Here is a 26,239-nt window from a genome sequence, read left to right as displayed (position 1 = left end):
CAAGCTCACTCCTCGTGCACCCGGCACGCCAGAACACGATCCGGTGACTGATTCCGTCAAGGCGCTACTCCCCGTGTGTCAACCGCAGAAAACGGACCTCGTTCGAGGGGGGTGGCGTTCAAAGTGAACGATGCTCGCATGTCGGCTCGGGTTCTGCTCGACGACACCGACGGGTGGCCGCGGTCCTTCGGTCGGAAGTGGTGACGGCGATCCACCGGGGAGAGCGGCCTCGAACCCAGGACCAGAAGGTGGCCGAGAAGGCGGTCGTGGCGATGACGCCGGTGCCGGCTGACCGGTGGGGTCCGTGCCCCGGCGCGTCGGTTCCGGTGCCACCGCAGAATCGTCACGGCCGCACCAGCAGCCGGAGTCGATGAAGCGCGCTCATGGGCAGCAGCCGCAGCAACGCGAACGCGTTGGACACACCGGGACAGGCCACTCACGAGCACCTCGGCCCCTCACGCTACGCACGGTTTCAACCTGCATGGACGGAGTTGTCGGCAGGCACGGCGTTGGCCCGGCTGGAACGGCTGGTCCGGGACCACAGCGTCTACTACGACTCGCTGCTGCGCACCACGCTCCACCCCGAGACCCCCTGGACCACGACAAGCCGCGCGACGCGGACGTCGCATCCCGGCGCCTGGCCGACCACCACGTCGGCACGGTCCTGCACGGCTCGGAGCTGCCCGTCTGCTGCTGCCCGTCGACGGGCACGACCAGGCCTCGACCGCGCCGTGAGCCGCCTGTGAGCGAGGCCTGCCACGCAGGTTCCCGTCACGTGCTCAGGTAGGAGGTCAGCGACGAGCCGGTTTCGCGGGTGCCAGCCATTTGACGGTGGGGCCGGCGCCGATGCCGTGCAGCACCACGCTGCCGAAGACCACGGTGACGGTGACGAGCAGGATGGTGTCGGCGGAGGGTCCTTCGGGGAGCCGGTTGAAGGCGAGCAGGCCGAAGACGATCGACGTTGTGCCGCGTGGCCCGAGCACCCCGACCTGCAGACGTTCCCGCTGGGAAAGCTCCGATCCGGCGAGGGAGAGGGCCACGGGAAGCACCCGGACGACGGTGAGCGCCGCGATGCTGAAGAGCGCGACCTGCCACGGCAGCCCGTCCGAGAACGCCACCACGGCGGTGATGCCGACGACGAACCACAGCGTCATGGTCAGCAGGGTGGTGAAGTCCTCCAGCAGCCGGAAGTCGTCGTGCAGCTTTCCGCCCCGCAGCAGGTTCCGCCCCTGCGGGGAGTGGCGGATCCGGTGTGCCTTGGCTCGCCGGTGGACGTAGCGGAACACGATGCCGCAGACGAAGGACGCCACGAACCCGTTGCCGTCGATGGCGACCGTGGCCGTGTAGGTCAGCAGCGGCACCAGCAGCACGACGATGCGTCCGGATTGTTCGGTGAGCCATCCCGCGCGGTGTGCGGCGGTCAGCAGCAGTGCGAGTGCCGTACCGAGCACCAGACCGGCGATGAGGGCCTTGAGCGCGAACGGCAGCACGGTGGCCAGCGCGGAGAGCGGTGTGCGTTCCTGGGTGTGGTCGCCCGCCAGGATCAACGCGAACAGGAAGAGGGGCGAGATGATGCCGTCGTTGTAACCGCTCTCGACGTTGAGCACGGTGCGCACCCGTGACGACAGGCCGCGGTCGCGCACGACCCGTTCGGCTGGGGCGAAGTCGATGGGCACGACCACGCCGGCGAGCAGCAGGAGCACCGGCCAGGGCAGGCTGGGGAACAACCACCAGCCGAGCAGCATCGCCGCGACGAGGCTGAGAGGCATCGCGATGAGCAGCACCCTGGCCGCAAGCCCCGGCGAGCTGCCCCACAGCCGTCCGCCGCGCACCTCGGTGGCGTCCACGAACAGCAGCACGGCGAGCACGATCTCGGCCACGTACAACATCGCCTGGGTGTTCAGCGCGATCGTGATCGACTGTTCGTTGACCAGGCCGATGACGACGCCCGCCGCGACGATGACGACCGGTGCGCCGAGGTTCCACCGGTCGAGCCGGGACGCGGCGAAGGAGCGGACCGCGATGGCGATCGCGATCATGAGGAGCAGCGAGTTCATGTGATCGTGCTTCGTGAGGCGGCGTGACGGAGAGGGAGAGTACTCTCCCCAGAGGCCATTGTGGACAAGCCGCCGGCCGCGGAGTGTCGTGTCGCGTCCACAGTGTTCCGCCATCCCCCAGGCGGCGGGTGTCACCGGGTCACGTGGCTGGAGGATCCAGCCGGTTCGCCGGTGCCGTGCGGTGTGCGGTTCGACTGACAATCGTGGAGCCGGTCCGCGGCGGCGTTTCGCCTGCCCGGATCGCATTCCCGGTCACGAACAGAGAAGACGGAGTTGTTCTACCGTGCGCACCCCGATCGACCGCGCGACCTGGCGAACGCTTCTGGGGTACGCCAGACCGCAGCGACCCACCATCCTCTTCGGAGGCGCGCTCGTCCTGCTCGGCGGGCTTGCCGCCGCCGCGCAGCCCCTGGCGGCCAAGGCGCTGGTGGACCGGCTGGGCTCGGGTGCCGGGATCACCGGTCTGCTGGTGTTGCTGGTCGGTCTGGCACTGGCGGGTGCCATGGTCGCCATGGTCGGCGACTACCTGCTGGAACGCGCCGCCGAGTCGGTCGTGCTCGTCGCCAGGAAACGGCTGGTCCGGCGACTGCTCTCGCTGCGCGTGCCCGCGGTGCAACGCACCGAGCCAGGAGACCTGCTGTCCCGCTTCACCAGCGACACGACCTTGCTGCGCGAGGTGTGCACCCACGCTCTCGTCGCACTGGTCACCGGCTCGGTGACGACCGTGGTGATGGTAGTGATGATGGGCGTGATGGACCTGGTCCTGCTGGGCATCACCCTGGCCGTGCTGCTGGTGGTGGGCCTGCTCGCCCTGGCCGGCATGCCGATGATCGAGAAGGCGTCCCACGCCGCTCAAAGCGCTGTCGGTGAGACCGGAGCGCGGCTGGAGCGCGTGCTCGGCGCCTTCCGCACCGTGAAGGCAGCGGGCGCCGAGACGAGGGAGATCGCCGCGATCGAGCGCGGTGCGGAGAACGGGTGGCGTGCCGGTGTCCGTTCAGCGCGGTGGGAATCGCTGGTGCACGGCTCCAACAGCCTCGCGGTCCAGGCGTCGTTCCTCGCCGTGCTCGCCATGGGCGGTGCGCGGGTCGCGACCGGCGCGATCTCACTGTCCACTCTGGTCGCCTTCCTCCTGTTCCTGTTCTACCTGCACGAGCCGATCGGGCAGTTGCTGCACGCCGGCAGCAGGCTGCAGATCGGGCTCGCCGCGGTGCGCAGGCTCAGCGACGTCGACCAGATGCAGACCGAACCGCTCGGCGACGGCGGCAACGAGGTCTCGGACGAGGGCGGAACTCGCCTGAGCTTCGCCGACGTCCGGTTCCGCTACGCCCCGGACCGGCCTGAGGTCCTGCGCGGCGTGAGCGTCGACATCCCCGCGTCGGGCATGACCGCCTTCGTCGGCCCGTCCGGTGCGGGCAAGTCCACCCTGTTCGCACTGGTCGAGCGGTTCCACGAGCCGGATTCCGGCCGCATCCAGCTGGACGGCCGGGATCTGGCGGACTGGGACCTGGCAGCCCTGCGAGCGCGCATCGGGTACGTCGAACAGGACGCGCCCCTGCTCTCGGGATCGTTGCGCGAGAACCTCGTCTACGGCCGCCCGGACGCGACTGACGAGGAGATCCGCGACGTGGTGGCGCAGACCCGGCTGGACTCGCTCGTCGAGCGGCTGCCCGACGGATTGGACACCCCGGTCGGGCACCGCGGCACCTTCCTGTCCGGTGGTGAGCGGCAACGTGTCGCGCTCGCCCGTGCCCTGCTCAGCCGTCCGCGGTTGATGCTGCTCGACGAGATCACGTCACAGTTGGACGCCGCGAACGAGATGGCGATCAGGGACGTGGTCACGACCGCGGCGAAGACGATGACGGTGCTGGTGGTGGCGCACCGGCTGTCGACGGTGATGCAAGCGGACCGGATCGTGGTGCTGGACGACGGAACCGTGCGGGCCACCGGCACTCACGACGAGCTCGTCCTGAACGATCCCTTGTACGCCGAGTTCGCCGCCACTCAGCTGCTCACCGGCGAACACGTCCGATGAGCGGATGCTCGGAGTGCGTCGATCCGGCGCACTCCGAGCCTGTGGTGGTCCGTGTGCTGTGCCGACCGCCGTGATCGGCGGCCGCAGTCGTAGCTGGAGCCGCCGTCGGGCACCGGGAAGCGCGGCTCGTCCCGGTTGACCGCCTGCGGCCCGACCCTGCTCCTGACGAGCTGAGCCGAGCCTTCACACCCCGGCCGGTGCGCTGGGCTCGACGAATCCACCGGTCGTCCACCCGCGATCGTCGAGCAGCCGCCCCAGCTGCTGGGACGTACGCGGGTCGACCGCGCTGCCCGACAGGGCACATGACCAGCTCCGGCAGCGCGTTCAGCGCTGCGATCGCGCGGTTGTGGTCGCGGGGTCCCACATGAGCGGTCCAAGTGCTGTTGGCCACGATCCGAACCGGCCAGTGAGTCGTCCAGCCAGTAGCCGGTGGAGAACACGATCGCCGCGAGCACCGCGTTGGTTCCGGCGAAGACCTCGGACCGCACGATCTCCCAGGCACTGCGACCGGCCTTGGCGGGGACGTCGTTGGTCCGGCCGAGTTCGATCCGCTGTGCCACCGCCGGTCGTGGGACACGGGCAGCACTCGCGCACGACCGGTCCCCTCCGGTCGCGGTCAGCCGCGCGCCATGCCGATGGCCGTGACCGGCAGCCGCAGTCGTAGCTGGAAGCCGCCGTCGGGCAGGGGACCGGTGTGGAGCTTCCCGCCGAGGAGCGCGGCTCGTTCCTGCAGTCCGACGAGTCCGTGCCGGGCGCTGGGCAGGGCGAGGGTGGGCCGGGTGGGCCGGGTGTTGGTGACGGTGACGGTGAGGTCGGTGTCGTCGTGGCTGATCTCGATGGTGGCGCTTGCCCCGGGGGCGTGCTTGCGCACGTTGGTGAGCGCTTCCTGGATGGTGCGGTAGATGGCCCGTTGCACGGGTGGTTCGAGTCCGTCGGGCACGTCGCCGACCAGCCTGGCGTCGATCGCGCTGCCTGCGATGAGGCGTTCGAGGTCGGTCAGCGTGGGTTGCGGGGTGAGCTCGGTCGAGGGTGTGCCGGAGGCGCGCAGCAGGTTGACCATGTGCCGGAGTTCGTCGAGCGTGTTCACCGACAGCTGCCGCAGGTTCCCGGCAGCCTGCCTGGCGTCGGGGTCTGCGGTGCTGACCTGGAGCGCTGTCGCCTGCACGGCGATGAGGCTCACCTGGTGGGAGACGACGTCGTGCATCTCGCGGGCGAGCTGGTTGCGTTCCTTGGCCAGGACCGCCTCGGCGTCGAGCCGGCGCTCGTGCTCCCTGGCCTCCTTCACCTCCTCCAGCCGCAGCGCCAGCTCGCGCCGGGAGCGCAGGAACTGGCCGAGCAGGATCGGAGCGAGCGCGGTCATCGTGAAGTAGATGACGCCGAGCAACGTGTAGGAGTCCCAGATCGATGGAGCGAACTCCGTCGTCGGGAAAACGAAGCCGGCCGCGGCCAGCAGCCCGCAGCCGGCGATGATCCACCAGTCGCGGTAGCGGCTGGAGACCACGTAGAGAGCGATGATCGCCGGGACGATCGCGCCGGGGTACAACACCGCGGGCAACGTCGCCAGGAACGCCGGCACGGGCCGGCGCTCGAGCACCACCAAGGCAAGCACCGCGATCGCGATCGGGACCGCACCGTACGGGTCCTCCTCGCTGATCAACGTCAGCACGCCCTCGGCCACCGCGAGCGCCAGTACGGCGACGCGGACCAGCGGGCGGGAGCTCACCGGGAATCCCCGCCCGCGTCGAGCAGCCCGGCGCGTTGCGCCACGAGAGCGGCCTGCACCCTGCTGCCGACGCGCAGCTTGGTGAGGATGGCGCTGACATGGTCCTTCACCGTGCCGACACTGACGTGGATCCGAGCGCCGATGTCGGTGTTCGACAGTCCCTCGGCGATGAGCACGAGCACCACGCGTTCGCGTTCGGTCAGCCGGCCGACCTGCTCGGAGGCCTGCGAGCCCGCGCCGGAACCGAGATAGCCGTCCACGACCGTGCGGGTGACCTTGGGGGAGAGCACCACCCCGCCGCTGACCAGCGTGCGCACCATCTGGGCGAGCTGTTCGGGTCCGGTGTCCTTGAGGATGAACCCGGCTGCGCCCGACCGCAGCGCCATGGCGATGTACTCGTCGGAGTCGAACGTCGTCAGCATCGCGACGACCGGCGGCGGCGTGAGACCTTGCAGCTGACGCAGGATGGTCAGGCCATCCACGTCCGGCATCCGGATGTCCAGCAGCACGAGGTCGGGCTTGAGCAGGCTGATCTCGCGCACCGCCTGCGCACCGGTGGGCGTCGCGACGACCTCTATGTCCCCGGCCGCCTGGAGGATGAGGCGGAAGCCGGTGCGCACGAGCTCTTCGTCGTCCACGACGACCACCCGGATCATGTCCCACCCCTTTCCGGATCCTGCATGCGTGCATTCTCGCTGGGAGCGGCGTGGGACCGCCATCCGGAAGCCAGTGGGTCGGGTCCGGCCGACCGGCAGGTCGCGACCAGCCGGTCGGCCGGTGCTCAGCGGATGTGCTTCGCCGGCTTGGTCGCGAGGTCGAGCAGGTGCTCGAGCGGTCCCTTGCGGAAGAAGCGAGACCAGGTCCAGGCGAACGCCATGGCGCCGAGGATGAACACGAGCACCGGCGTCCAGGACGCCTGGGACTCGGGCCCGGCGGTCACGCCGGCCCCGGATGCACCGAAGGTCCCGGACATCTGCGATGACAGCACGAAGTGGCCGACGTAGGCGGTCAGGGACATCGTGCCCACGGCGATGACCGGTGCGGCCAGGCGCTGCAGCAGCGGCAGGCGGTCGATCGCCGTCGTCGCGAGCACGATGACGGTGATCGCGACTCCGACACAGCCGATGATGTCGAACGGCATGCCGCTGTGCGGTCCCGAGGTCAGCAACGACCAGGCCGATCCGGTGGTGTCGGGCGGCATCATGTCACCGGCGGCGCTGGGGTCGCCCATGGCGCCGGGGCCCTTCAGCCCCTTGCTCATACCCGAGCTGCCGGGGCCCCTTGCGCCCTGCATCTCCGAGGCTTCCCGGACGCTGCCGATCAGCTGGGCGAGCAGCCAGGAGGCACCGTGGGCGAACAGGGCGAGGGCGGGACCGAACACGGCCAGCCGCCGCCGCACGGCGCCGGAGGACACGTCCAGCCGGCCCAGAGCCATGCCGGCGATGATGAACGCCATCCAGGGCATCGCGGGGTAGAAGCCCGTGAGCAGGAGGTCCAGCAGTCCCGCGCCGCCGAGTTGAGCGAGTGGGTCGTAGGCCTTGATGGCAGCCTTGACCGGCTCGGTGACCAGGGACTTGAGGCCGAAGGCCAGCACCGGCCCGACGACGGCGATCGCGGCCGCGATGATCGCGAGCGTCGTGGCGCCCAGTCGCACCAGTGGCAGGGCCAGCAGGAAGAAGAGCCCGTACGAGGCGAGGATCACCACATCCCCGTAGAACGTGATCATCACGGTGCCCAGGACGAGCAGGATCACGGCCCGGATCGCGATCCGGGCCTTCGCCTGCCGTCCGGCCACACCGGTCTTCGGCTCCAGGCGGCCGGCGATCAGCATCAGCGAGAACCCGGCGAGCGTGGCGAACAGGGCGGACGAACGCCCCTCCGCCAGGTGCCGCACCCAGGCGCCGATGCCGCTCGCGTTGCTCGTCGAGGGGCCGAGGTGTACGACGTACATGCCGAACACGGCCAGCGCGCGGGCCAGGTCCACCCCGATCAAGCGCCCCGTCGAAGGGCGGGGCTCGGCCGGCGCGGCGGACTCTGCCGGCGTTCGGGACGGGGAAGGCGATGTCTCCGGCGCAGCCGAGGTGTCCCGCGGTGGTGGCATCCGTGTCATGCGGTAACTGTGTCGGTGCGCTCGGTAACCGGGCCATCCGTCAGGTCGGGGTGTTGATCCCGCCACCTGGCCGGACCTCCCCGGCTGGTCGGGTCCGGTCCGTCGCGGTCGGTCAGGAGCGCCGGATCATCCTGGCGGCGAGGCGGAGGCCTTGGCGCAGAGTGACGCCGGGCAGATAAGCGCGGCTGACCGCGTTGGCGATGCGAGGCAGCGCGGCGGCGTCCGGGTAGACCATGTACAGGGGTCGGTAGGTCGGCTGGAACTTGGCCTTGAACGCGAACAACGAGCGGAACCCGTAGATCGGTTCCAGGACCCGTCCGGTGACGTCCAGCACTCGCTGGAGCAGGCGAGGTCGTTCACCCCGGTCCAGCCGGGCGAGCGGTGCACCGGACAGGCTGAGGAACCGGACTCCCCCGGCCTTCAGCTGCAGCGCCGCCGAGGCGATCAGGAACTCCATCGTGCCGCGGAAACCGTTGGCACGGCGGCGCATGAAGTCGAGCGTGTAGCCCACGACCTCGCCTTCGGAGTACACCGGCAGCCAGCTCGTGACGCCGTGCACGGTGCGGTCGGCATCCACGGCGAGCAGGCAACGCACGCCGTCTCCGGTCAGCTCGTCGAGGCCGCCGAGCGTGAAGCCCATCTCGGGCAGACCCTTGTCCGTCACCCACTCCGCCGAGATGGACCGGATCTGGTCGGTGATCGCGAAGGGCGCGTCGGCGTAGGTGCACCACTCGGCGGTGATGCGCTGCTTGGCGGCCTTGTTCAGGGCGGTGCGCACGTCCTGCCACTTCTTGCCGGTGAAGGCGAGCGCGTCGAGGTCGATCACGGTGTCCTCGGCGACCTGCACCGCCGGCCAGCCGAGCGGGGCGACCTCGTCGCGCGTCTCGGCGCTGATGCTGTACAGGCACGGGGTCCAGCCGTTCTCCTCGCAGAACTCGGCGAACCCGCGCACGGCGTCGATCCTGGCGGGCCCGATCGGGTCGCCGACGGTGAGCGCGATCGTGGCGACCACCCGGTACGCGATCACCGTCTCACCGTCCGGGGAGAACCAGTACCGGTTGCCGCGCCACGTCGTCATGTGCGACAACGAAGATCCGCCGTAACGCCGCACCAGTTCGCGCGCGTGGGCCGCTTGGTTCTCCGACGACGACGGCCACGCCCGCCAGGAAGCCACCAGCAGACCCGCCAGCACGATCAGCCAGAACACCACGCCGGTGTACTCGAACAACAGCGTGCCGACCACCCCGTCCGCCTGGAAGCGCAGCGGCACCAGACCGAGGTAACCCGGCGGCAGGAACCGCGTCGGCAGGTCCGCGAGCAGTTGGAGGAAACCCGGTCGCGGGGCGAACCGGTCCCGTACCAGATAGCCGCCGAACACGTACAACGCGGACAGCACACCGATGCTGCCCGCGGTGAACCGCCAGAACCTCCGGATCGCGTGCCGGGGAAGCCGCACAGTGAAGTTCCCGCGCGTCAACAGCAGTACCAGAGTGATCGAGAGCGATGCCAGGATCGGCACACCGTAGGAGAAACCGGTCTCAAGACCACCGACCTCCGGAAGCCGCGCGGCCTGCGCGACGTACCACCCGGTGGTCGCCGCATACGCCGCCGTGGCGCCCAGCGCCGACCACCACGCGAACCGCCGCCCGCGCCGCAACCCTTCGGCGAGCACCAGCAGCAACAACGCCGGCAGCAACGACATCACCAGCGCCGGAAACCGCCCGTAGGACAGTTGGACCAGCATCGTGCGGCATTGCTCAGCCGCGCCCGAGGCGCACGCGAGGTCCACGTCCGACTGCGCCGGCTGGGCGACGGCGACCACGTCGGAGAACCACGACAGCGGGCCGTTCGGAAACGGCGACAGCACCGCCACCACCGGCCCGAGCGCCGACGCCGCCACCAGCACACCGACGAGGACCCGCCTCTCCGCCAGGGTGCCGGGCTCGCGGCCTTCGTCGCGACGAAGGAAGAACGCGCCGATGAGCAGGCCCGTCGCGCCACCGGTGAGCCGCAGCAGGTCTTCCAGCCATCCCGAGTACAACGCGAGCACCAGCAGCGACAGGGCCGTCATGAGCCGGACCCGGCGCCGCCACGACACCGGCATCCGGAACGACAACGCCAGCACGAGTCCCACCCCTGCGATCGACGGCCCGGCCGCGACCTCGCCCGTGAGCGACTCCGGCCAGGACCAGCCGAGGTTGCTGCCCAGCAGCACCACCCCCCGTCCGAGGAACACCCCGAGCACGTGGGAGGTGAGGAAGAGCCCCGCGGTGCGCAGGGCACCGAACTCGCGCTCGGCCAGCGTGCCGAAGACGAGCAGCAACGCGGTCGTCGCCACGTACCCCGTGAGATCCATGGCCCACAGCACAGAGGAGAACGCCGTCCACAACGGGCTGTCGGTGCCGAAGCCGACGCGATCGAGCAGGGCGTCGTTCCGGCCACCCAGCGCACCGGTCAGCGCACCGGTGGTCCAGAACGAGATGAGGAAGGCGCACGTCAGCGGGGCGGTCCGGAACAACGTGCCGATCAGCCTCGCGATCCGGTCCCGTTGCGCGCTCATGTCTCCCGTTCCCCGGTGGTTGCCGCGGTCACCTGCTCAAGCCCGTTCGCGCGGCGAGCCACGGCAGGGACTCGTAGAGGCCCGGTCGCCACACGTTCCAGTCGTGCCCGCCCGGGAGTTCTCTCCACCGCACGTCCATACCGGCCCTGCGGCAGGCCTCGAACACCTCGGCGTTCGCCTGGCGGTAGTGCACGTCGTCCCGGCCCGCGACGATGACGCCGGCCGTCTGCGGGAACCGTTCGCGGACGAGGATGTCCATCGGGTTGACGCGCGCGAACACCGCTTCGTCGCCGTCGAACGCGGCCTTGACCGTCTCGGAACGGGAACCGAGCGACGGCTCGCGCTGCCCGGTGATGTCGAGGAAGTTCCCGTACACGTCAGGCGCACGTACGGCGAGCTGAAGCGCGCACGTGCCACCTTGGGAGAACCCGGCGATGGTCCAGGCCTCACGCCGCTCGTCGACGGTGAGCCGGCGTTTGATCCACGCGGGCACCTCACGGGCCAGGTACGTCTCCGACTGCCCCAGCCGCGAGTCCAGGCACAGCGGGTTCGCCATCCGCGCGCCGAGTTGATCGGCCACCACCACGATCGGTGCCAGCCCGTCGTGCTCGCGGGCGAACGCGTCCAGTCGGTCGGTGAGCCGACCCGCGTCGAACCAATCGCGAGGCGAACCGGGTTGCCCTGGGAGCAGCACGACGACCGGCAACCGCGGGCGGGGCGTCGCGGCGTAGGCGGGCGGAAGGTAGATCCACGCCGGCCGCGCGTGGAACGCACCGGGGATCGTCGCCTCCGACACGGTCCCCTTCCGGGGCAGGTCGGCGGGTTCTCGCCAGACGTCGGCGAGCTTGCCGCCCTTCGGTACCTCGACCACGCTCGACGCCGGTCCGGCGGCCACGTCCAGGTCGACTCGGTTGTTCGTGAACACCTCGAGCACCGCGCGTGAGGTGGGGTAGGAGCCGAAGTGCGCGTTCGCCGCCGTGAACGAGCTCGCCATCACGATCAGCACCAGCACCACGATCAGCACCCGCCGGTACCACCGCTCGGCCCGCAGCCGTGCGACCGCCAGGCAGACCGCGAGCAGCACCGCGCCCGTCCAGACGGCCAGGATCGGTGGAAGCGGCTCAGGCCACGGCTTCCACACGTGGTCGACCACGAGCTTCAGACCGGCCGTCACGGCGGTGATCACCAGCATCATGACCGGCACAGTCCGGGTCCACCACGTCCGGTTCCTGCGGGCCGCCAGAGTGACCAGCGCGAGCACGCCGGCGGCAGTGGCGACAACGGGGATCGGCCCGTTGATCAGCGACAGGTCCAATGGGCTGAGCATCCGTTCTTCAGCGAGTCCTCGGGTTCACTCCGGCGGGTGAGTCCTGACCGGACATCCCTCCCGCAGGGGGAAGTGGTCCGCTCACTCAGGAAGGTGCGTGACAGGCGTCCCGAGGGGAGAAGACGCCTGTCACGCGGGCCTCGTTGCGAGTGCGGTCATCCTTCGTCGTCGCCGAAGAGCTCCCCGGCCACGCTGTTGATCGCCATGCCGCCGAGCACGCCGCTCGCGGCACCAGCCGCACCGGCGGCGAGCATGCTTCCCATGCCCGAACCACGACGCCGACTCCGGGGGTCGTAGTCGTCGTGGTCGTGGCCGCGACCACCGCAACCAGGCTGCCCGCCGTAACCGGCCTGGCCGCCGAACGCCGGGTTGTGCGCAGCACCGCCGAAAGCGGGGTTCGGCCGGCCGCGCTCGGCGACGTGCGCGAGCCGGCCGCTGATGGCGGCGGCGCAGTCGGTGACCTGTGCTTCCTGGTGGGAGAGCCGAAGGTGGCCGGACGTGCCGCCACCGGACGGGAATCCGCCGCGGCGTCGGTCGGCTTCCAGGATGACGTGCAGCTCGTCCGCATTGGCCACGAAGGTCGACTCGACCTGGTCCACCCTGTCCGCGAACTGCGCCGGCGGCGAGAACCCGAGCTTCTGGTGGAAACCGAACTCGTGCGGGACACCGGGTAGCCGCCCGGCCTCCACGTGGGTGCCCCGGAAGGAGAAACCGAGCCGGCCGAACGCGTCCAGCACCTTGTTCTGCACGGGCAGTGGAGCGACCAGGACCGGGTCGAAGTCCCCCTTGTCGGGTGCGCCCGCGACGAGCAATTCGGTGCGCACACCCACGCTCGACCCAGGCAGAGCCGCACCACCGACCGCGGTGATCGGCGTCTCCCACGGCACCGGCAACTGGAACGGGATCGAGACCAGTCGGCCCGCCGGCACCCGCAGCCCCTGCTGCACGACCATCCGGAAGAACTCGGCGGTCCCTTCGTTCTCGTCATCGCCGCCGAAGCCGCCGAAGCCGCTCAACCCACCATGCTCGACCTCGACCTGGGTGACCAGCGACAGCACGACCTGGTCGATCTCGGCGTCCGAGCTGCCGCCCTGGATGTGGACCTGTCCGGTGATGTGCCGGCCGGGCACGACGTGCGGTGAGTCCAGCACGGTGTCGACGGACGGGCCTCCGATGCCGAAGGCGCTCAGCATTCGACTGAACATCACGGTACATCCTCTTCGGATAGGGGAAATCGGTTCTGGTGCGACGTTGTCCAGGCGCAGGGAGTCGCGCCCGCACAGTGCCGCACCCCGGGTGATGTGGGTTGTTCGCGTTGGTCGCGGCTGCCTGCCGCCCGGTCGACCCACCGCCCGACTGGGCTCGACCCCACCGAGCGGCCAGTCACGCGGAGTACCACGGTCAGGTCGCGCGGTAGGCGTCGTCGAGGGGGAGGTGACGCCTACCGCGCGGGCTCGGGTGCGATCAGGGGTGCCCGCGGCCGTACAGCCCGGTCGCCAGGCTGACTCCACCAGCGGCGAGGGCGACCTGGATGATCAGCTCGATCCAGTCGATGCCGCGGGTGTCGCCCACGCCGAGCACGTTGGCGGCGGCAGTGCCGATCAGCGCGGCGACGACCCCGATCAGGATGGTCAACCAGATCGGGATGCGCTGCTTGCCGGGCACGACCAGCCGGCCCAGTGCGCCGATGGTCAAACCGATGACGAGAGCGCTGAAGATGCCGGAGATGGCCACGTTGCCTCCTTGTGCGTCACTTCGGCCGATGGCCGCGGTCGAGTGTGTTGGCGGCTCGACTCGTCCTCGCGCGGAACACGATCGTTCGTGTGGTTCGACAAACTTCCTGCGCAGCAACGAACATCATCGTCCGGGTAGACGAACCTCTTCTGCCGAAGTGCCTTCCGGAAGGCCATGACACGAGTGTCGCGGGTGCCGACCCAGCGTCCCAGCTGCCGGAAGGCTGGAACCGCCCCGCTGTCCGGCTGGAGCCGACCCCGCCGGGTGACCGGGGGGATGGTGATGAAGCACTACCCGGGGTCCCGGCCGAGCGCGACGACCAAGTCGGTGGCCGAGGACATCGGGGTCACCCACGAGACGCTGCGCGACTGGATCCGGCTCGACGACACCCAGCGCACCGGACCGGTGGTCACCTGCTGTTCCCCCAGCGTCCACCCGGTAGACGAAGTCGACGGTCGGTCGACCAAGGCGGGCAGTGGCGCGCGGCTCCTCGACCACCTCGCGGGTGGGCGGGAGCCGGTCGCCGGGGTGGAGGAAGCCCGGCAGCGCCGCGTGGCGGACCTGGTGGACGAGCTGCGGGTAGGGCGGCACGCCGGAGTGGGTGTCGGACCGGAAGACGAGCCCGGTCGCCCCTTGCCGCTTTGCCGGCACCGTGGTGAAGAACTGGGTTCGGGGCCGAGGGAGTTGACGCCTCCCCACGACCTCGGCACCGGGTCCGGGCCATCAGGGCACGGCGGCCGACATCGGCAACGGACCGCCGACGTCGGCGCGGATCGTCCAACCCGGACACATCCGCGCTCCGCGGAACCCGGATGGACAAGCCCGGTCGTGGGGCGGGTCGGCGAGCGTGCGGCTACTGGGACGGGGTGTCCGCGGGACCGCAGGTATGGCTGTTGGCACTCGTCCGAGCCTCAGCCCGTGCTCAGCGGCGGTCGGCTGTTCAGGGAAGTGTTCGTCGATGCTGCCGCGGGAAGCCGGTCGTCCGATTTGGCCCTTTTTTCGCGTGTCGACTCTGCGGTGTCGGACCGCGGATGGCCCTTTTCTTGGGGGCGATTCACCATTCAGGCGGTATACCGGTTACCCGATTTCGTCCCGTCCGTCGGGTCGGGTGGGCTGTCGGCCGCGGTGGAGTGCAGCGTGGATCTTGGTCGCGGATCGGGTGTCGGCGCGCCGCCGGGACGAGGGTGGCGTTCTGCGTCGGCTCGGTGCCCTGTCCGCGACGGGGGTGCGACCGTGGTCGCGGCTGGGGGTTCGATCAACCGATGACGGCTTGGTCGGGTCGTGCTATGGCACGTTCCGAAATCGCGCACCGGCGGCTCGGCACTCCACGGTTCGGCCGTACCGGTTGACCCGTTCGCCACGGTCGAGACAGGGTCGGTCACATTTCGGCTTGCGCGATTACGAAGGGTTCACGGCACCCCGACAACCTGGGTTCGCCATTGTTACCGGGTAGTGGCGTTGAAGGCCCTGGACAAGTCGGGAAGTCGTGCTATAAAGCGTCCCGTGGGGGTGCTGTAGCGAAAGAACCACTGGTCGCTGCGCTGGAGGGAACTGGACGATTGGTGCTGACGGACCATGGTGATGCGCTCGCCGAACTGGCCGGCCTGCTCGCCGATTGCTCGGCGGGTACAGGCGGGCTTGCCCTGGTCAGCGGCGGTCTGGCCAGCGGGAAGACCGAACTGCTCCAGCGGTTCCAGCGGCACGCCGCCGCCGCCGGGGCGCTGTTGCTGACCGCGACCGGCGCGCCTGCCGAGCGTCCCCTGCAGGCCGGGATCATCGATCAGCTGTTCGACGGCGCGGGACTGCCGCCGGAAATTGCGGACCGCGTTTCGCACCTCATCACCCCTATTGCCGCCACCGTGGACGACTTCGGTGCGGACGTGCAGGGCATCCACCATTCTTACGTGCGACCCGTGCATGAATTGTGTCAAATCCTGATCGAGTTGTCGCGAGAACGCCCGGTTGTGTTGTGCGTGGACGACGTGCAATTCGCCGACAGCTCGTCGCTGCAATTCATCCTCTACCTGCGGCGGCGGATGAGGACCGGGCGGGTGGTCGTCGTGCTCGCCGAGTGGCAGCGGCCGCAGCCGACGCTGCCGCTGTTCCACGCCGAGCTGACCCGCCGGCCGCACCGCCGCATCCGGCTCGCACCGCTGTCGGCCGACGGGATCGCCGAACTGCTGCGTGACCGGGCGCTCGACCCCGACGCACTCGCCCCTGCCTGGCACAATCTCAGCGGCGGCAACCCGATGCTGGTCCGCGCCCTGATCGAGGACCGGGAGGCCGGGCACGAGACCGGCCCCGACCAGGTCGGTCCCGCGTTCAAGCGCGCGGTGCTGGAGTGCCTGCACCGCTGGGACGCCGGGCTGCTCGAGGTCGCGCGCGCCATCGCGGTGCTCGGCGAGGAGCGCACCCCGGTCCTGCTCGGGCGGCTGGCCGGCACCACGCCCGAGGCCGTCGAGCAGGCGGTCGACGTGCTCACCGCCGCGGGGCTGCTGCACGACGGCGGCTTCCGCCACCCCGGCGCGGCGTCGGCGGTCCTGGACAGCATGCCGGGCGCCGAACGGGTTCGGCTGCACGCCCGCGCCGCCGAACTGCTCTACCAGCGCGGCGCGGCGGCGGCCGTGGTGGCCGACCACCTCGTGGCCGCGGACCGGGTCGCGCCCGGCTGGCCGGTCGGCGTGCTGCGCATCGCCGCCGAGCAGGCGCTCATGGGCGACGACGTGGCCGCGGCCGTGCGCTACCTCGAACCCGCGCTGCCCGTGGTCGAGCGGGACGAGCGCCTGGGCATCACCAGCGTCCTGGTCCGGGCGCTGTGGCGGGTCAACCCGGCCGCCGCCGTCGTGCACATGGAACCCCTGCACGAGGCGATGTGGGCGGGCGTGCTGCGCGGCCGGGACGCCATGACCGTCGTGCAGCACGCGCTGTGGATCGGGGACGAGGCCACGGCCGTGCGCGCGCTCGCCGTGCTGGACGAGAACCCGGGCGTGCTGGACGCGCAGAGCGCGGCCGAGCTGCGGATCGTGTGCCAGTGGTTCCACGGCCTCGGCCCGGCGACCGCGGTGGCCACCGACGTGGTGGCCGACGCGGACCCGTGGGTGGCCGCGGCGCAGGCGGTCGGCACCTTCTGGACCGCCGAGTTCCACCCCGACGCGATCGCCAGCGCCGAGCACATCCTGCGCAGCTGCCAGCTCGGCGACATGTCGCTGGAAGTCGTGCTCACCGCCCTGCTGATCCTGGTGCACAGCGGCCACCCCGACCGCGCCGAGCGGTGGTGCGACCGGCTCGCCGACGAGGCCACCCGCGGCGGCGCGGTGACCTGGCAGGCGATCCTGGAGGTCGTCCGGGCGGACATCGCGCTGCGCCGCGGGGAGGTCGTGGTGGCCGCCGCACGCGCCGAGACGGCACTCGCCCTGCTGCCGCACCAGGGCTGGGGCCTGTCCATCGGCTACCCGCTGGCCGTGCTGCTGGAGGCCAACATCGCACTCGGTCGGCACCGCGTGGTGGCCGACCTGATGCGGCTGCGCGTGCCCGACGCCATGTTCGCCACCGCCGCCGGCCTGCGCTACCTGCACGCCCGCGGCAACGGCAACCTCGCCGCCGGGCGGGTGCTCGCCGCCATCAGCGACTTCCAGAACTGCGGCACCCGGATGCGCGAGTGGGGCATCGACCTGCCGGTGCTCGCGCCGTGGCGCTGCGGCCTCGCCCAGGCCAACCTCACCCTCGGCCGCCCGGAGGTGGCCCGCGAGCTGATCCACGAGCAGATGCTGCTGCCCGCGGGCGACCGCCGCACCCGCGGCGCGGCGCTGCGGGTCCTCGCCGCGGCGGGTGAGCTCGCCGAGCGGCCCGAGCTGCTGCACGAGGCCGTGCGGCACCTGCGACGGGCGGGTGACCGGGTGGAGCTGGCCCGGGCCCTGTCCGACCTCAGCGAAGCCCTCGACGCCTTGGGGGAGCACGACAAGGCGCGCGAGCTGTCCCAGGTCGCGGCGGCCGAGACCAAGGCCTCCTACTCCGGTGCCCTGCCCATCCCGGTCGACTGGGAGGACGGCGGCGGCGACGCCGGCGAGGGGCGACCGGCCCTGAGCGACTCCGAGCTGCGGGTGGCCGAACTCGCCGCGAAGGGTCACACGAACCGCGAGATCAGCGGCATCCTCTACATCACCGTCAGCACTGTCGAGCAGCACCTCACGAGGGTCTACCGCAAGCTGGGCATGCGCAGTCGGGCGGACCTGCCGCACCGCCTGTCCCAGCGGACGGGCGCAGACCCGCGGGCCTTCGAAGCCCGAGGGTGACCCGCGCACCACCTGAGCAGAAAGAGCCCGCCAATGCACAACCAGTCCACCTGCCGCGTCTGCGCCGGGACCGTCACCGAGTTCGTCGACCTCGGTGACCAGCCGCTGTCCGACGCGTTCCGGCAACCCGAGGACACGTCCGTCGAGTTCACCTACCGCCTCGCCGTGGGCGCGTGCGCGGACTGCGCGATGGTGCAGCTGATGGAAGAGGTGCCCAGGGAGAAGATGTTCCACGAGGACTACCCCTACCTCTCCCAGGGGTCCACGGTGATGCGCGGGCACTTCCGCTCCCTGGCCGAGCGGTTCCTCAGCACCGAGCTGGCGGGCGAGGACCCGTTCGTGGTCGAGCTGGGCTGCAACGACGGCACCATGTTGCGCACCCTCGCCAAGGCGGGCGTGCGCCACCTGGGCGTGGAACCGTCCGGCGCGGTCGCCGACCTGGCCGCCGAGGCGGGCGTGCGGGTCCGGAAGGACTTCTTCGAGGAGTCCACCGCGCTGTCCATCTGCGAGCAGGACGGCCCGGCCGACCTCGTGTACGCCGCGAACACGTTCTGCCACATCCCCTACGTGGACTCGATCCTGCGCGGCATCGTGGCGCTGCTCAAGCCCGGCGGGGCGTTCGTGTTCGAGGACCCCTACCTCGGCGACATCGTCGAGCAGACCTCGTTCGACCAGATCTACGACGAGCACTTCTTCCTGTTCAGCGCCACCTCCGTGGACGCCATGGCGCGCCGGCACGGCTTGGAGCTGGTCGACGTCGAACGCCTGCCGGTGCACGGCGGCGAAGTCCGCTACACCCTGGCCCTGCCCGGCGCGCGCACCCGTTCCGAGGCCGTCGCCGCCCTGCTCGCCGAGGAGGAGGCGCGCGGCCTGCACGACCGCGCCGTCCTCGGCGGGTTCGGCGACCGGATCCACGCGATCCGCACCGACCTCCGGGCGCTGCTGGAGGACCTGAAGGCCAAGGGCGAGCGGGTCGTGGGCTACGGCGCGACCGCCAAGAGCGCCACCGTCACCAACCTCTGCGGCATCGGACCGGACCTGGTCGAGTTCATCAGCGACACCACGCCCGCCAAGCAGCACAGGCTGGCGCCCGGCTCGGGCATCCCGGTGCGCCCGCCGGCCGCCTTCGCCGACCCCTACCCCGGCTACGCGCTGCTGTTCGCCTGGAACCACGCCGCGGAGATCATGTCCAAGGAGGAGGCGTTCCGCGCGGCGGGCGGCAAGTGGATCCTGTACGTGCCCGACGTCCACGTGGTGTGACCGTGACGAGGACACTGGCCGGCACGTTCGTCGCGGTGCTCGGCGGCTCGGGGTTCGTGGGTTCCGCGGTGTCCGCGCGGTTGGCGGCGAAGGGCGCGCGGGTGCGAGTGGTGGCGCGCAACCCCGGCGTGCCGTCGTTCCCGTCCGAGGTCGTCGCGGCCGACCTCACCGAGCCCGGCGCGGTCGCCGCCGCGGTCGCGGGCGCGGACGTGGTGCTGCCGCTGGTGCTGTTCACCGGCGGCGGCAGTTGGCGGGTCGCCGACGGTGGGGCGGACGACGCCGCCCGGGTCAACGTCGGCATCGTCGCCGAGGCGGTGGCCGAGGCTCGTGGGACCGTCGTGTTCGCCGGCTCCACCTCGCAGGTGGGGCCGGGTGCGCCGGAGCGGATCGACGGCACCGAGACCGACCGACCCGATTCGGAGTACGACCAGCAGAAGTGCGCCGCCGAACGGCTCGTGCGCGACGCGGGCGGCTGCTCCTTGCGGCTGCCCACCGTCTTCGGGCCCTCCACCGGCTCCCCGGACCGGGGCGTGGTGACCGCGATGGCACGGCGTGCGCTGGCCGGCGAGCCGTTGACCGTGTGGAGCGCCGGGGACATGGAACGCGATCTGGTGTTCGTCGAGGACGTCGCCGAGGCGTTCGCGGCGGCCGTGGCGCACGCCGACCGGCTGGCCGGTCGGGCGTGGCTCGTCGGTTCGGGCGCCGGGGTGGCGGTGCGCGCGTTGTTCGAGCTCATCGCCGCCACCGTCGCCGACCACACCGGCCGCCCGGCCGTGCCGGTGCGGTCGGTGTCGCCACCGCCGCACGCCACCGCCTCGGACTTCCGCAGCCTGGTCGCCGACCCGGCCGCCCTCACCCTGGCCACCGGGTGGCGGCCCCGGGTTCCGCTGGCCGACGCGGTGTCGAGGACCGTCGCGCACCTGGCACGGTCCTCTGTAGACAGTCCTCGGTCGGGTACCCCTATCCCCGGATAGGGGTTCCCCTAAGCTGGTTGACCGCGCGGGCCGGGCCGCTGCACGCTGATCACCGCCTGGGACGGAGGTCGTCGATGAAAGCCCGCGCACTCTCGGTCGGTGGGGCTTGGGAGTTCGAGCCCGAGGTGTTCCCGGACGACCGCGGCCTGTTCGTCTCCCCGTTCCAGCACGAGGTGTTCGCCGAGGCGGTCGGCGTGCCGCTGTTCACCGTGGCACAGGCAAGTGCCAGCGTGTCACGCCGCGGGGTCGCCCGCGGCGTGCACTACGCCCGCACGGCACCGGGTTGCGCGAAGTACGTGACCTGCTCGCGCGGGCGGGTGCTGGACATCGTGGTGGACCTGCGGGTCGGCTCGCCGACGTTCGGCGAGTGGGACTCCGTCGAGCTCGCGGGCGACGACTTCCGCGCCGTCTACCTCCCACCGGGGCTCGGCCACGCGTTCGTCGCCCTGGACGACCACTCCACCGTGCACTACTTGCTGTCCCGCACCTACGAACCCGCCGACGAGCTGGCGGTGTCCCTGCTGGACCCGGACCTGGCGCTGCCCGTGCCGGCCGACGTCGTGCTGTCCGAACGCGACCGCGCCGCGCCGGGCCTGGCCCTCGCGCGGAGCACCGGACTGCTGCCGGCACACGCCGCCTGAGCCGAGGAGAGCACACCAGGTGACCGCGCCCACCCGTCGTCCCACCCAGGTGCGCCTGGCCGAGTCGATGCTCGCCGCCCGTGACGCCGACGCCGTGCACGCCTGGCTCGCCCGCACCGCCGAGCGCAGCTGGATGCACGTCGAACGCGTGCCGCTCGACGGCCTCGCGGGCTGGCTGACCGAACCGGGCACCGGCAACCTGCGCCACCACACCGGCCGGTTCTTCAGCGTCGAGTCGCTGTCCGTCGAGCTGCCCGGCGCACCGGTGCCGCGGTGGTCCCAGCCGATCATCAACCAGCCGGAGATCGGCATCCTCGGCATCCTGGTGCGCGAGATCGACGGCGTGCTGCACTGCCTCATGCAGGCCAAGCACGAGCCCGGCAACCCCAACGGCCTGCAGCTGTCGCCGACCGTGCAGGCCACCCGCAGCAACTACACCCGCGTGCACCAGGGCAAGCCCATCCCGTACCTGGAGCACTTCCGCGACACCTCCGGCCACCGGGTCCTGGTGGACATCCGGCAGTCCGAGCAGGGCGCGTGGTTCTACCGCAAGCGCAACCGCAACATGGTCGTCGAGGTCGACGGCGAGGTCGAGGTGCGCGAGGGGTTCCGCTGGTTCACCCTCGGCGAGATCGCCGGCCTGATGACCGTGCCGGACCTGGTGAACATGGACGCCCGCACGGTGCTGGCCTGCCTGCCCGGCGGCGGTGCGGCCCTGACCCGCGCGGCGACCGACCCGTTCAGCGAAGCCCTGGTCCGTTCCGCCGACCCGGCCACTCCCGGCGTGCACACCATCGGGGACGTGCTGAGCTGGATCACCGAGGTCCGCACGCGCACCGACCTCCGGGTGGCCCTCGGCCCGTTGTCCGGGCTGCCGGACTGGACCCGCGAGAACGGCGTCATCGCGCACCGCGGCGGCGGGTTCTTCACCGTCGTGGGCGTGGACGTGCGGGCAGGCGGGCGTGAGGTCGGCTCCTGGTCCCAGCCGATGATCGAACCACGCGGCACGGGCGTGATCGCGTTCCTGGTCAAGCAGATCGGTGGTGTGCTGCACGTGCTCACCCACGCGCGCACCGAGGCCGGCTACGCCGACGTGACCGAGCTCGCGCCCACCGTGCAGTGCGTGCCGGAGGCGCACGACCACCTGCCGGTGCGGCCCCGGTTCCTCGACGACGTGCTCGGCTCGACCAGGATCCGCTTCGACGCCGTGCTGTCCGAGGAGGGCGGTCGGTTCCTCGGCGCGCGCAACCGGTACCTGGTCGTGGAGACCGACGCCGACGTCGCACCGGACGACCCCGAGTACCGGTGGCTGACCCTGCACCAGTACGAAGAGCTGCTCAAGCACAGCTTCTACGTCAACATCCAGGCCCGCAGCCTGCTGCTGTGCCTGCGCAGCCTCGTCCCGCGCGGGTGAGGCGGGCGTCGCCGCCCGCCCCGGGCCCGGTCACAGCGTCGCCAGCACCTGCTTGAGCGCGTCCACGACGTGCTCCTGCGTGTCCTGGGGCAGTGACGGGTACATCGGCAGCGAGAAGATCTCGCCGGCCACCCGTTCGGTCACCGGCAGGCTGCCCTCGGCGTAGCCCAGGTGCGCGAACCCGGTCATGGTGTGCACCGGCCACGGGTAGCTGATGTTCAGGTGGATGTCGTGCGCCTTCAGGCGTTCGAGGATGTCGTCGCGCCGGGGGTGGCGCACCACGTGGACGTAGTGCACGTGCGTGTTGCCCGGTGCGGTCGTCGGCAGCACCAGGTCGGTGTCCGCCAACGCCTCCGCGTACCGCGCGGCCACCGCCTGCCGCGCCGCGACGTAGTCGTCCAGGCGGACGAGCTTGCGGCGCAGGATCTCCGCCTGCACCTCGTCGAGCCGGCAGTTGTGGCCGGGCGTCTCCACGACGTAGTAGGTCTTCTCCATGCCGTAGTAGCGGTGACGGCGCAGGTTCGCGTCCACCACCGGGTCGTTGGTGATCGTCGCGCCGCCGTCGCCGTAGGCGCCGAGCACCTTGGTGGGGTAGAACGAGAACGCGGCAGCGTCACCCATCGACCCGGCCACCCGGCCGTGGTGGCGCGCACCGTGCGCCTGGGCGCAGTCCTCCAGCACCAGCAGGCCGTGCCGCCGTGCCAGCGCCCGCAGCGGTTCCATGTCCACGCACTGGCCGTACAGGTGCACGGGCAGCAGGGCCTTGGTCCGCGGTGTGATCACCGAATCGACCTGAGCGACGTCCATCAGGTAGGTGTCCGGGTCCACGTCGACGAACACCGGCGTGGCGCCGACGGCGTCGATCGCCAGCACGGTCGGCGCGGCGGTGTTGGACACCGTGACCACCTCGTCGCCGCGGCCGACGCCGAGCGCCTGGAGGGCCAGTCGGATCGCGTTCGTGCCGTTGTCCACGCCGACGCAATGGGCGACGCCGTGGTAGTCGGCGAACTCCGCCTCGAAGGACGACACGCTCGGCCCGAGCACGAGCCTGCCGGAGGAGAACACGGTCTCGACCGCGTCGAGTATGTCCTTGCGCTCCGATTCGTATTCGCGCGAGTAGTCCCAGACGAGCGTGGCCATCGGCAGCCCTTTCGCGGTGGTCGGCATCCCGTCCAGCCTAGGTCCGGCTCCCGGCTAGGGGGTAACCCCTAACCTGCAGGTCAGGGTGGGCGGCGCGGGCCACAGGGGTGAACGGCCACTGGTCCGTTCGCGCGCTGCCCGAGCCTCGGGTGAATAGGGGGGATAGGGGTGTCCAGGCCGCTTCCGGGCGCTTTACGGTGGCCACGCTCCCGGCGGGGTCGCCGGATTCCAGCACATCCATTGGGGCGAGGACGACGAATGTCGCGGCATTTCCTGTTCATGTGCCACCCGGACCACGGACACGTCATCCCGAACCTCGCGGTGGTCACCGAACTGGCCGCGCGCGGGCACCGGGTCACCTACCTGACCGCGCCGAGCATGGCGGAGATCGTCGCCGAGGCCGGCGCCACCGTCGTGACCTACCCGTCCCGGTACCGCGACGCCGATTTCGCCCTCGTGGCCAACGATCCCGGCTACCTGATGGGCGTGCTGCTCGACGAGAGCGAGGCCATGCTCGCCACCGCGACGGCCGAGCTGGACGACGACCGGCCGGACTGCCTGGTCTACGACACCTCGGTGCTCTACGCGGCCCGGGTGCTCGCCCGGCACTGGGACCTGCCCGCCGCGCAGGTGATCCCGGTGTTCGCGTCCAACGAGCACTTCTCCTTCCTCAACGCCATGTACAACCCCGAGTCCGACGCCGCCGAGCGGCCCGCGGCGCAGCGGCCGAAGGAGATGCCCGAGTGGGTCGGCGCCACGATGGCGCGCATCGGCGCGCTCTGCGCCCGCTACGGGGTGGCCGCCGCGCCGCACGAGGTGTGGTTCGAGGTGCCGCCGTTGAGCCTGGTCACCGTGCCGCGCGAGTTCCAGTACGCGGGTGGGACCTTCGACGAGCGGTTCGCGTTCGTCGGGCCGTGCGTCGGCGACCGCAGCTTCCTCGGCACGTGGACGCCACCCGCCGACGGCCTGCCGGTGGTGCTGGTGTCGCTCGGTGCGGTGTTCAACCAGGACGAGGGTTTCTTCCGCACGTGCGTCGAGGCGTTCCGCGGCCGACCCTGGCACGCGGTGATGACCACCGGCGGCGGGGTGGACCGCGCCTCGCTCGGCGACCTGCCGCCCAACGTCGAGGTGCACGACTTCGTGCCGCACGTGGCCGTGCTGGAGCACGCGTCCCTGTGCGTCACCCACGCCGGCATGGGCACCGTGATGGAGGCGCTGCGGTCGGGCACGCCGATGGTGTGCGTGCCGGGTTCCGCGCTCGACCGGCCCACCGGGTGGCGGGTCCGCGACCTGGGACTCGGCACCGTGCTCGACCCCGCCGACCTCACGCCCGCGGCGCTGGTCGACGCGATCAGGTCGGTGCTGGGCGACGAGGAGACCGCGGCCCGGTCGGAGCTGATGCGCAAGGCCGTCGCGGAATCGGGCGGCACGGTGCGCGCCGCCGACGAGGTCGAGCGGCACCTGGCGCGGTCGCGTTGACCACCGCTGCGACCGAGTTCGGCGTACTCGGCCCGATCCGGGTCCTGCGCGAAGGCGTGGAGAAGCGGGTGGGCGGCCCCCGCGAGCGGGCGGTGCTGGCGCGGTTGCTGTTCGACGCCAATCGCGTGGTCAGCGTGGACCGGCTCATCGAGGCGGTGTGGCACGGAGACCCGCCGGCCAGCGCGCGCGGCCAGATCGCGATCTGCGTGTCGCGGCTGCGGCGGGCCCTCGGCGAGTCGGGTCGCGCCATCGGCACCGCGAGCCCCGGCTACGTGGCGCGGCTGGACGGGGACGCCGTGGACTGGCTGCGGTTCAACGCACTCGTCGGCCGGGCCCGACCGCGCGCGGCGGGCGGTGACGCGGCGGGCGCGGTGGCGTTGTACCGCGAGGCGCTGGGGTTGTGGCGCGGTGTGCCGTTCGAGGACCTGCCCGGACTGCGCGCGGAAGCGGTGTCGTTGCAGTCCGCGCGGTTGGACGCGGTGGAGGCGTGCGCCGAGCTGGAGCTGCGGCTCGGGCTGCACCACCGGGTCGCCAAGGACCTGGCGGCCGTGGTGGCGGAGCACCCGCTGCGCGAGCGGGCGCGGGCACAGCTGATGCTGGCCCAGTACCGGTCGGGTCGGCGGGCCGACGCGCTGCGCACCTACCAGGACGCGCGGCGGGTGCTGGTCGAGCAGATCGGCTTGGAGCCCGGTCCGGAGCTGCGCGAGCTGCACGAGCAGATCCTGCGCGACGCGCCGGCGCTGCTGGCACCGGCCCGTGCCGAGGCGCCGGCGGTGGCGCCGTCCCAGTTGCCGCGCCAGGTGCTGCCGTTCGCCGGTCGGACGGCTGAGCTGGCAGAGCTGGACGCCGCCCTCGCGACCGGCCCGGACGTGTGCGGCGCGGTCGTGCTGTCCGGTCCCGGTGAGGTGGGCAAGACGGCGCTGGCGCTGCGCTGGGCGCACCACCGCCTGGACTGGTTCCCGGACGGGCAGCTGCACGCCGACCTGGTGGACGACTTCGATCGCCCGGTGCCGCCGGCCGTGCTGCTGGACCGGTTCCTGCGGGCGCTCGGCGTGCCCGCGGCGTCCATCCCGGAAGACCTGGGCGAGAAGGTCGCGTCGTACCGCAGCACGGTGTCGCGCAAGCGCGTCCTGGTGGTGCTGGACGGTGCGGTGGACCACGCCCAGGTCCGGCCGCTGCTGCCCAGCGGCGCGCACACCCGGGTCATCGTCACCAGCCGGTACCCGATGGACGAGCTGGTCGCCCGCCACGGCGCGCACCGGGCGTTCCTGGAACCGCTGAGGCCGGAGGAGTCGTGGGAGCTGCTGACCATGCTGCTCGGGCACGACTGGGTGGCCGAGGAGCGCGGCGAGGCGAGCAGGATCGTCTGCTCGGCCGACGGCTTCCCCCTGCCGCTGCGCCGCGCTGCGGCGGGCGTCCGGGCCGCACCGCACCGCCCGGACCGTCGATGGCTGACCGGCGTGCCCGCTTGACCGGCGTGCCCGCTCGGCCGGGTT

At 71.3% G+C, this 26,239-nt stretch carries 18 protein-coding genes; 8 read left to right on the top strand and 10 right to left on the bottom strand.

Annotated elements, in window-relative coordinates:
- Positions 1-791: 791 nt before the first annotated feature.
- Positions 792-2,192, bottom strand: a complete 1,401-nt coding sequence (locus tag FHX81_RS11350; protein WP_246107761.1) for a cation:proton antiporter — start codon at positions 2,190-2,192, stop codon at positions 792-794.
- 46 nt (positions 2,193-2,238) lie between these two features.
- Between FHX81_RS11350 and FHX81_RS11345 the strand changes: the two genes are divergently transcribed.
- Positions 2,239-4,089, top strand: coding sequence for an ABC transporter ATP-binding protein (locus FHX81_RS11345; protein ID WP_246107760.1), 1,851 nt, complete (start codon positions 2,239-2,241; stop codon positions 4,087-4,089).
- A gap of 616 nt (positions 4,090-4,705) precedes the next feature.
- Here FHX81_RS11345 and FHX81_RS11340 read toward each other — a convergent pair.
- From FHX81_RS11340 to FHX81_RS42600, 8 genes are all read right to left on the bottom strand, one after another.
- Positions 4,706-5,812: a sensor histidine kinase gene (locus FHX81_RS11340; RefSeq protein ID WP_246107759.1), complete on the bottom strand. Its 1,107-nt coding sequence runs from the start codon at positions 5,810-5,812 to the stop codon at positions 4,706-4,708.
- Entirely contained in the window at positions 5,809-6,468 is a 660-nt protein-coding gene (locus FHX81_RS11335) for a response regulator (RefSeq protein WP_141977654.1), read from the bottom strand. The genes FHX81_RS11340 and FHX81_RS11335 overlap by 4 nt, the downstream gene beginning before the upstream one ends.
- Before the next feature lie 125 nt (positions 6,469-6,593).
- Positions 6,594-7,796: a heparan-alpha-glucosaminide N-acetyltransferase domain-containing protein gene (locus FHX81_RS11330; protein ID WP_211363464.1), complete on the bottom strand. Its 1,203-nt coding sequence runs from the start codon at positions 7,794-7,796 to the stop codon at positions 6,594-6,596.
- 238 nt (positions 7,797-8,034) lie between these two features.
- Positions 8,035-10,482, bottom strand: coding sequence for a DUF2156 domain-containing protein (locus FHX81_RS11325; RefSeq protein ID WP_141977652.1), 2,448 nt, complete (start codon positions 10,480-10,482; stop codon positions 8,035-8,037).
- A 28-nt stretch (positions 10,483-10,510) separates the two neighbouring features.
- Positions 10,511-11,809, bottom strand: coding sequence for an alpha/beta hydrolase (locus FHX81_RS11320; protein WP_141977650.1), 1,299 nt, complete (start codon positions 11,807-11,809; stop codon positions 10,511-10,513).
- A 155-nt stretch (positions 11,810-11,964) separates the two neighbouring features.
- Positions 11,965-13,014, bottom strand: a complete 1,050-nt coding sequence (locus FHX81_RS11315) for a sporulation protein (protein WP_141983886.1) — start codon at positions 13,012-13,014, stop codon at positions 11,965-11,967.
- Positions 13,015-13,273: 259 nt separating this feature from the next.
- Positions 13,274-13,543 carry a GlsB/YeaQ/YmgE family stress response membrane protein gene (locus FHX81_RS11310; RefSeq protein WP_141977648.1) on the bottom strand — a complete coding sequence of 90 codons (270 nt, stop codon included), beginning with the start codon at positions 13,541-13,543 and terminating at the stop codon, positions 13,274-13,276.
- 290 nt (positions 13,544-13,833) lie between these two features.
- The gene (locus tag FHX81_RS42600; RefSeq protein ID WP_281291730.1) at positions 13,834-13,956 is read right to left on the bottom strand and encodes a hypothetical protein; all 123 of its coding nucleotides are present in this window, start codon (positions 13,954-13,956) and stop codon (positions 13,834-13,836) included.
- A 1,149-nt stretch (positions 13,957-15,105) separates the two neighbouring features.
- Between FHX81_RS42600 and FHX81_RS11300 the strand changes: the two genes are divergently transcribed.
- From FHX81_RS11300 to FHX81_RS11280, 5 genes are all read left to right on the top strand, one after another.
- Positions 15,106-17,835 (top strand): ATP-binding protein, encoded by a 2,730-nt coding sequence (locus tag FHX81_RS11300; protein WP_246108244.1) that lies wholly within the window; start codon positions 15,106-15,108, stop codon positions 17,833-17,835.
- Positions 17,836-17,868: 33 nt separating this feature from the next.
- Positions 17,869-19,095: a class I SAM-dependent methyltransferase gene (locus tag FHX81_RS11295; RefSeq protein ID WP_141977644.1), complete on the top strand. Its 1,227-nt coding sequence runs from the start codon at positions 17,869-17,871 to the stop codon at positions 19,093-19,095.
- A gap of 2 nt (positions 19,096-19,097) precedes the next feature.
- A complete protein-coding gene (locus FHX81_RS11290) occupies positions 19,098-20,069 on the top strand; it encodes an NAD-dependent epimerase/dehydratase family protein (RefSeq protein WP_246107758.1) in 972 nt (323 codons plus the stop codon).
- 74 nt (positions 20,070-20,143) lie between these two features.
- Positions 20,144-20,710 carry a dTDP-4-dehydrorhamnose 3,5-epimerase family protein gene (locus tag FHX81_RS11285; protein ID WP_141977639.1) on the top strand — a complete coding sequence of 189 codons (567 nt, stop codon included), beginning with the start codon at positions 20,144-20,146 and terminating at the stop codon, positions 20,708-20,710.
- Positions 20,711-20,729: 19 nt separating this feature from the next.
- Positions 20,730-22,124, top strand: a complete 1,395-nt coding sequence (locus FHX81_RS11280; RefSeq protein ID WP_342787189.1) for an NDP-hexose 2,3-dehydratase family protein — start codon at positions 20,730-20,732, stop codon at positions 22,122-22,124.
- 30 nt (positions 22,125-22,154) lie between these two features.
- On the opposite strand, the gene FHX81_RS11275 is transcribed toward FHX81_RS11280, so the two are convergent.
- Entirely contained in the window at positions 22,155-23,264 is a 1,110-nt protein-coding gene (locus FHX81_RS11275) for a DegT/DnrJ/EryC1/StrS family aminotransferase (RefSeq protein ID WP_141983883.1), read from the bottom strand.
- A gap of 258 nt (positions 23,265-23,522) precedes the next feature.
- Between FHX81_RS11275 and FHX81_RS11270 the strand changes: the two genes are divergently transcribed.
- On the top strand, positions 23,523-24,743 hold the full coding sequence (locus FHX81_RS11270) for a macrolide family glycosyltransferase (RefSeq protein ID WP_141977637.1): 1,221 nt from the start codon (positions 23,523-23,525) through the stop codon (positions 24,741-24,743).
- Positions 24,740-26,215, top strand: coding sequence for an AfsR/SARP family transcriptional regulator (locus FHX81_RS11265; protein ID WP_141977635.1), 1,476 nt, complete (start codon positions 24,740-24,742; stop codon positions 26,213-26,215). The genes FHX81_RS11270 and FHX81_RS11265 overlap by 4 nt, the downstream gene beginning before the upstream one ends.
- Positions 26,216-26,239 lie beyond the last annotated feature (24 nt).

The sequence above is a fragment of the Saccharothrix saharensis genome (assembly GCF_006716745.1).
Lineage (GTDB): Bacteria > Actinomycetota > Actinomycetes > Mycobacteriales > Pseudonocardiaceae > Actinosynnema > Actinosynnema saharense.
This window is presented reverse-complemented; position numbering and strand designations above follow the sequence as displayed.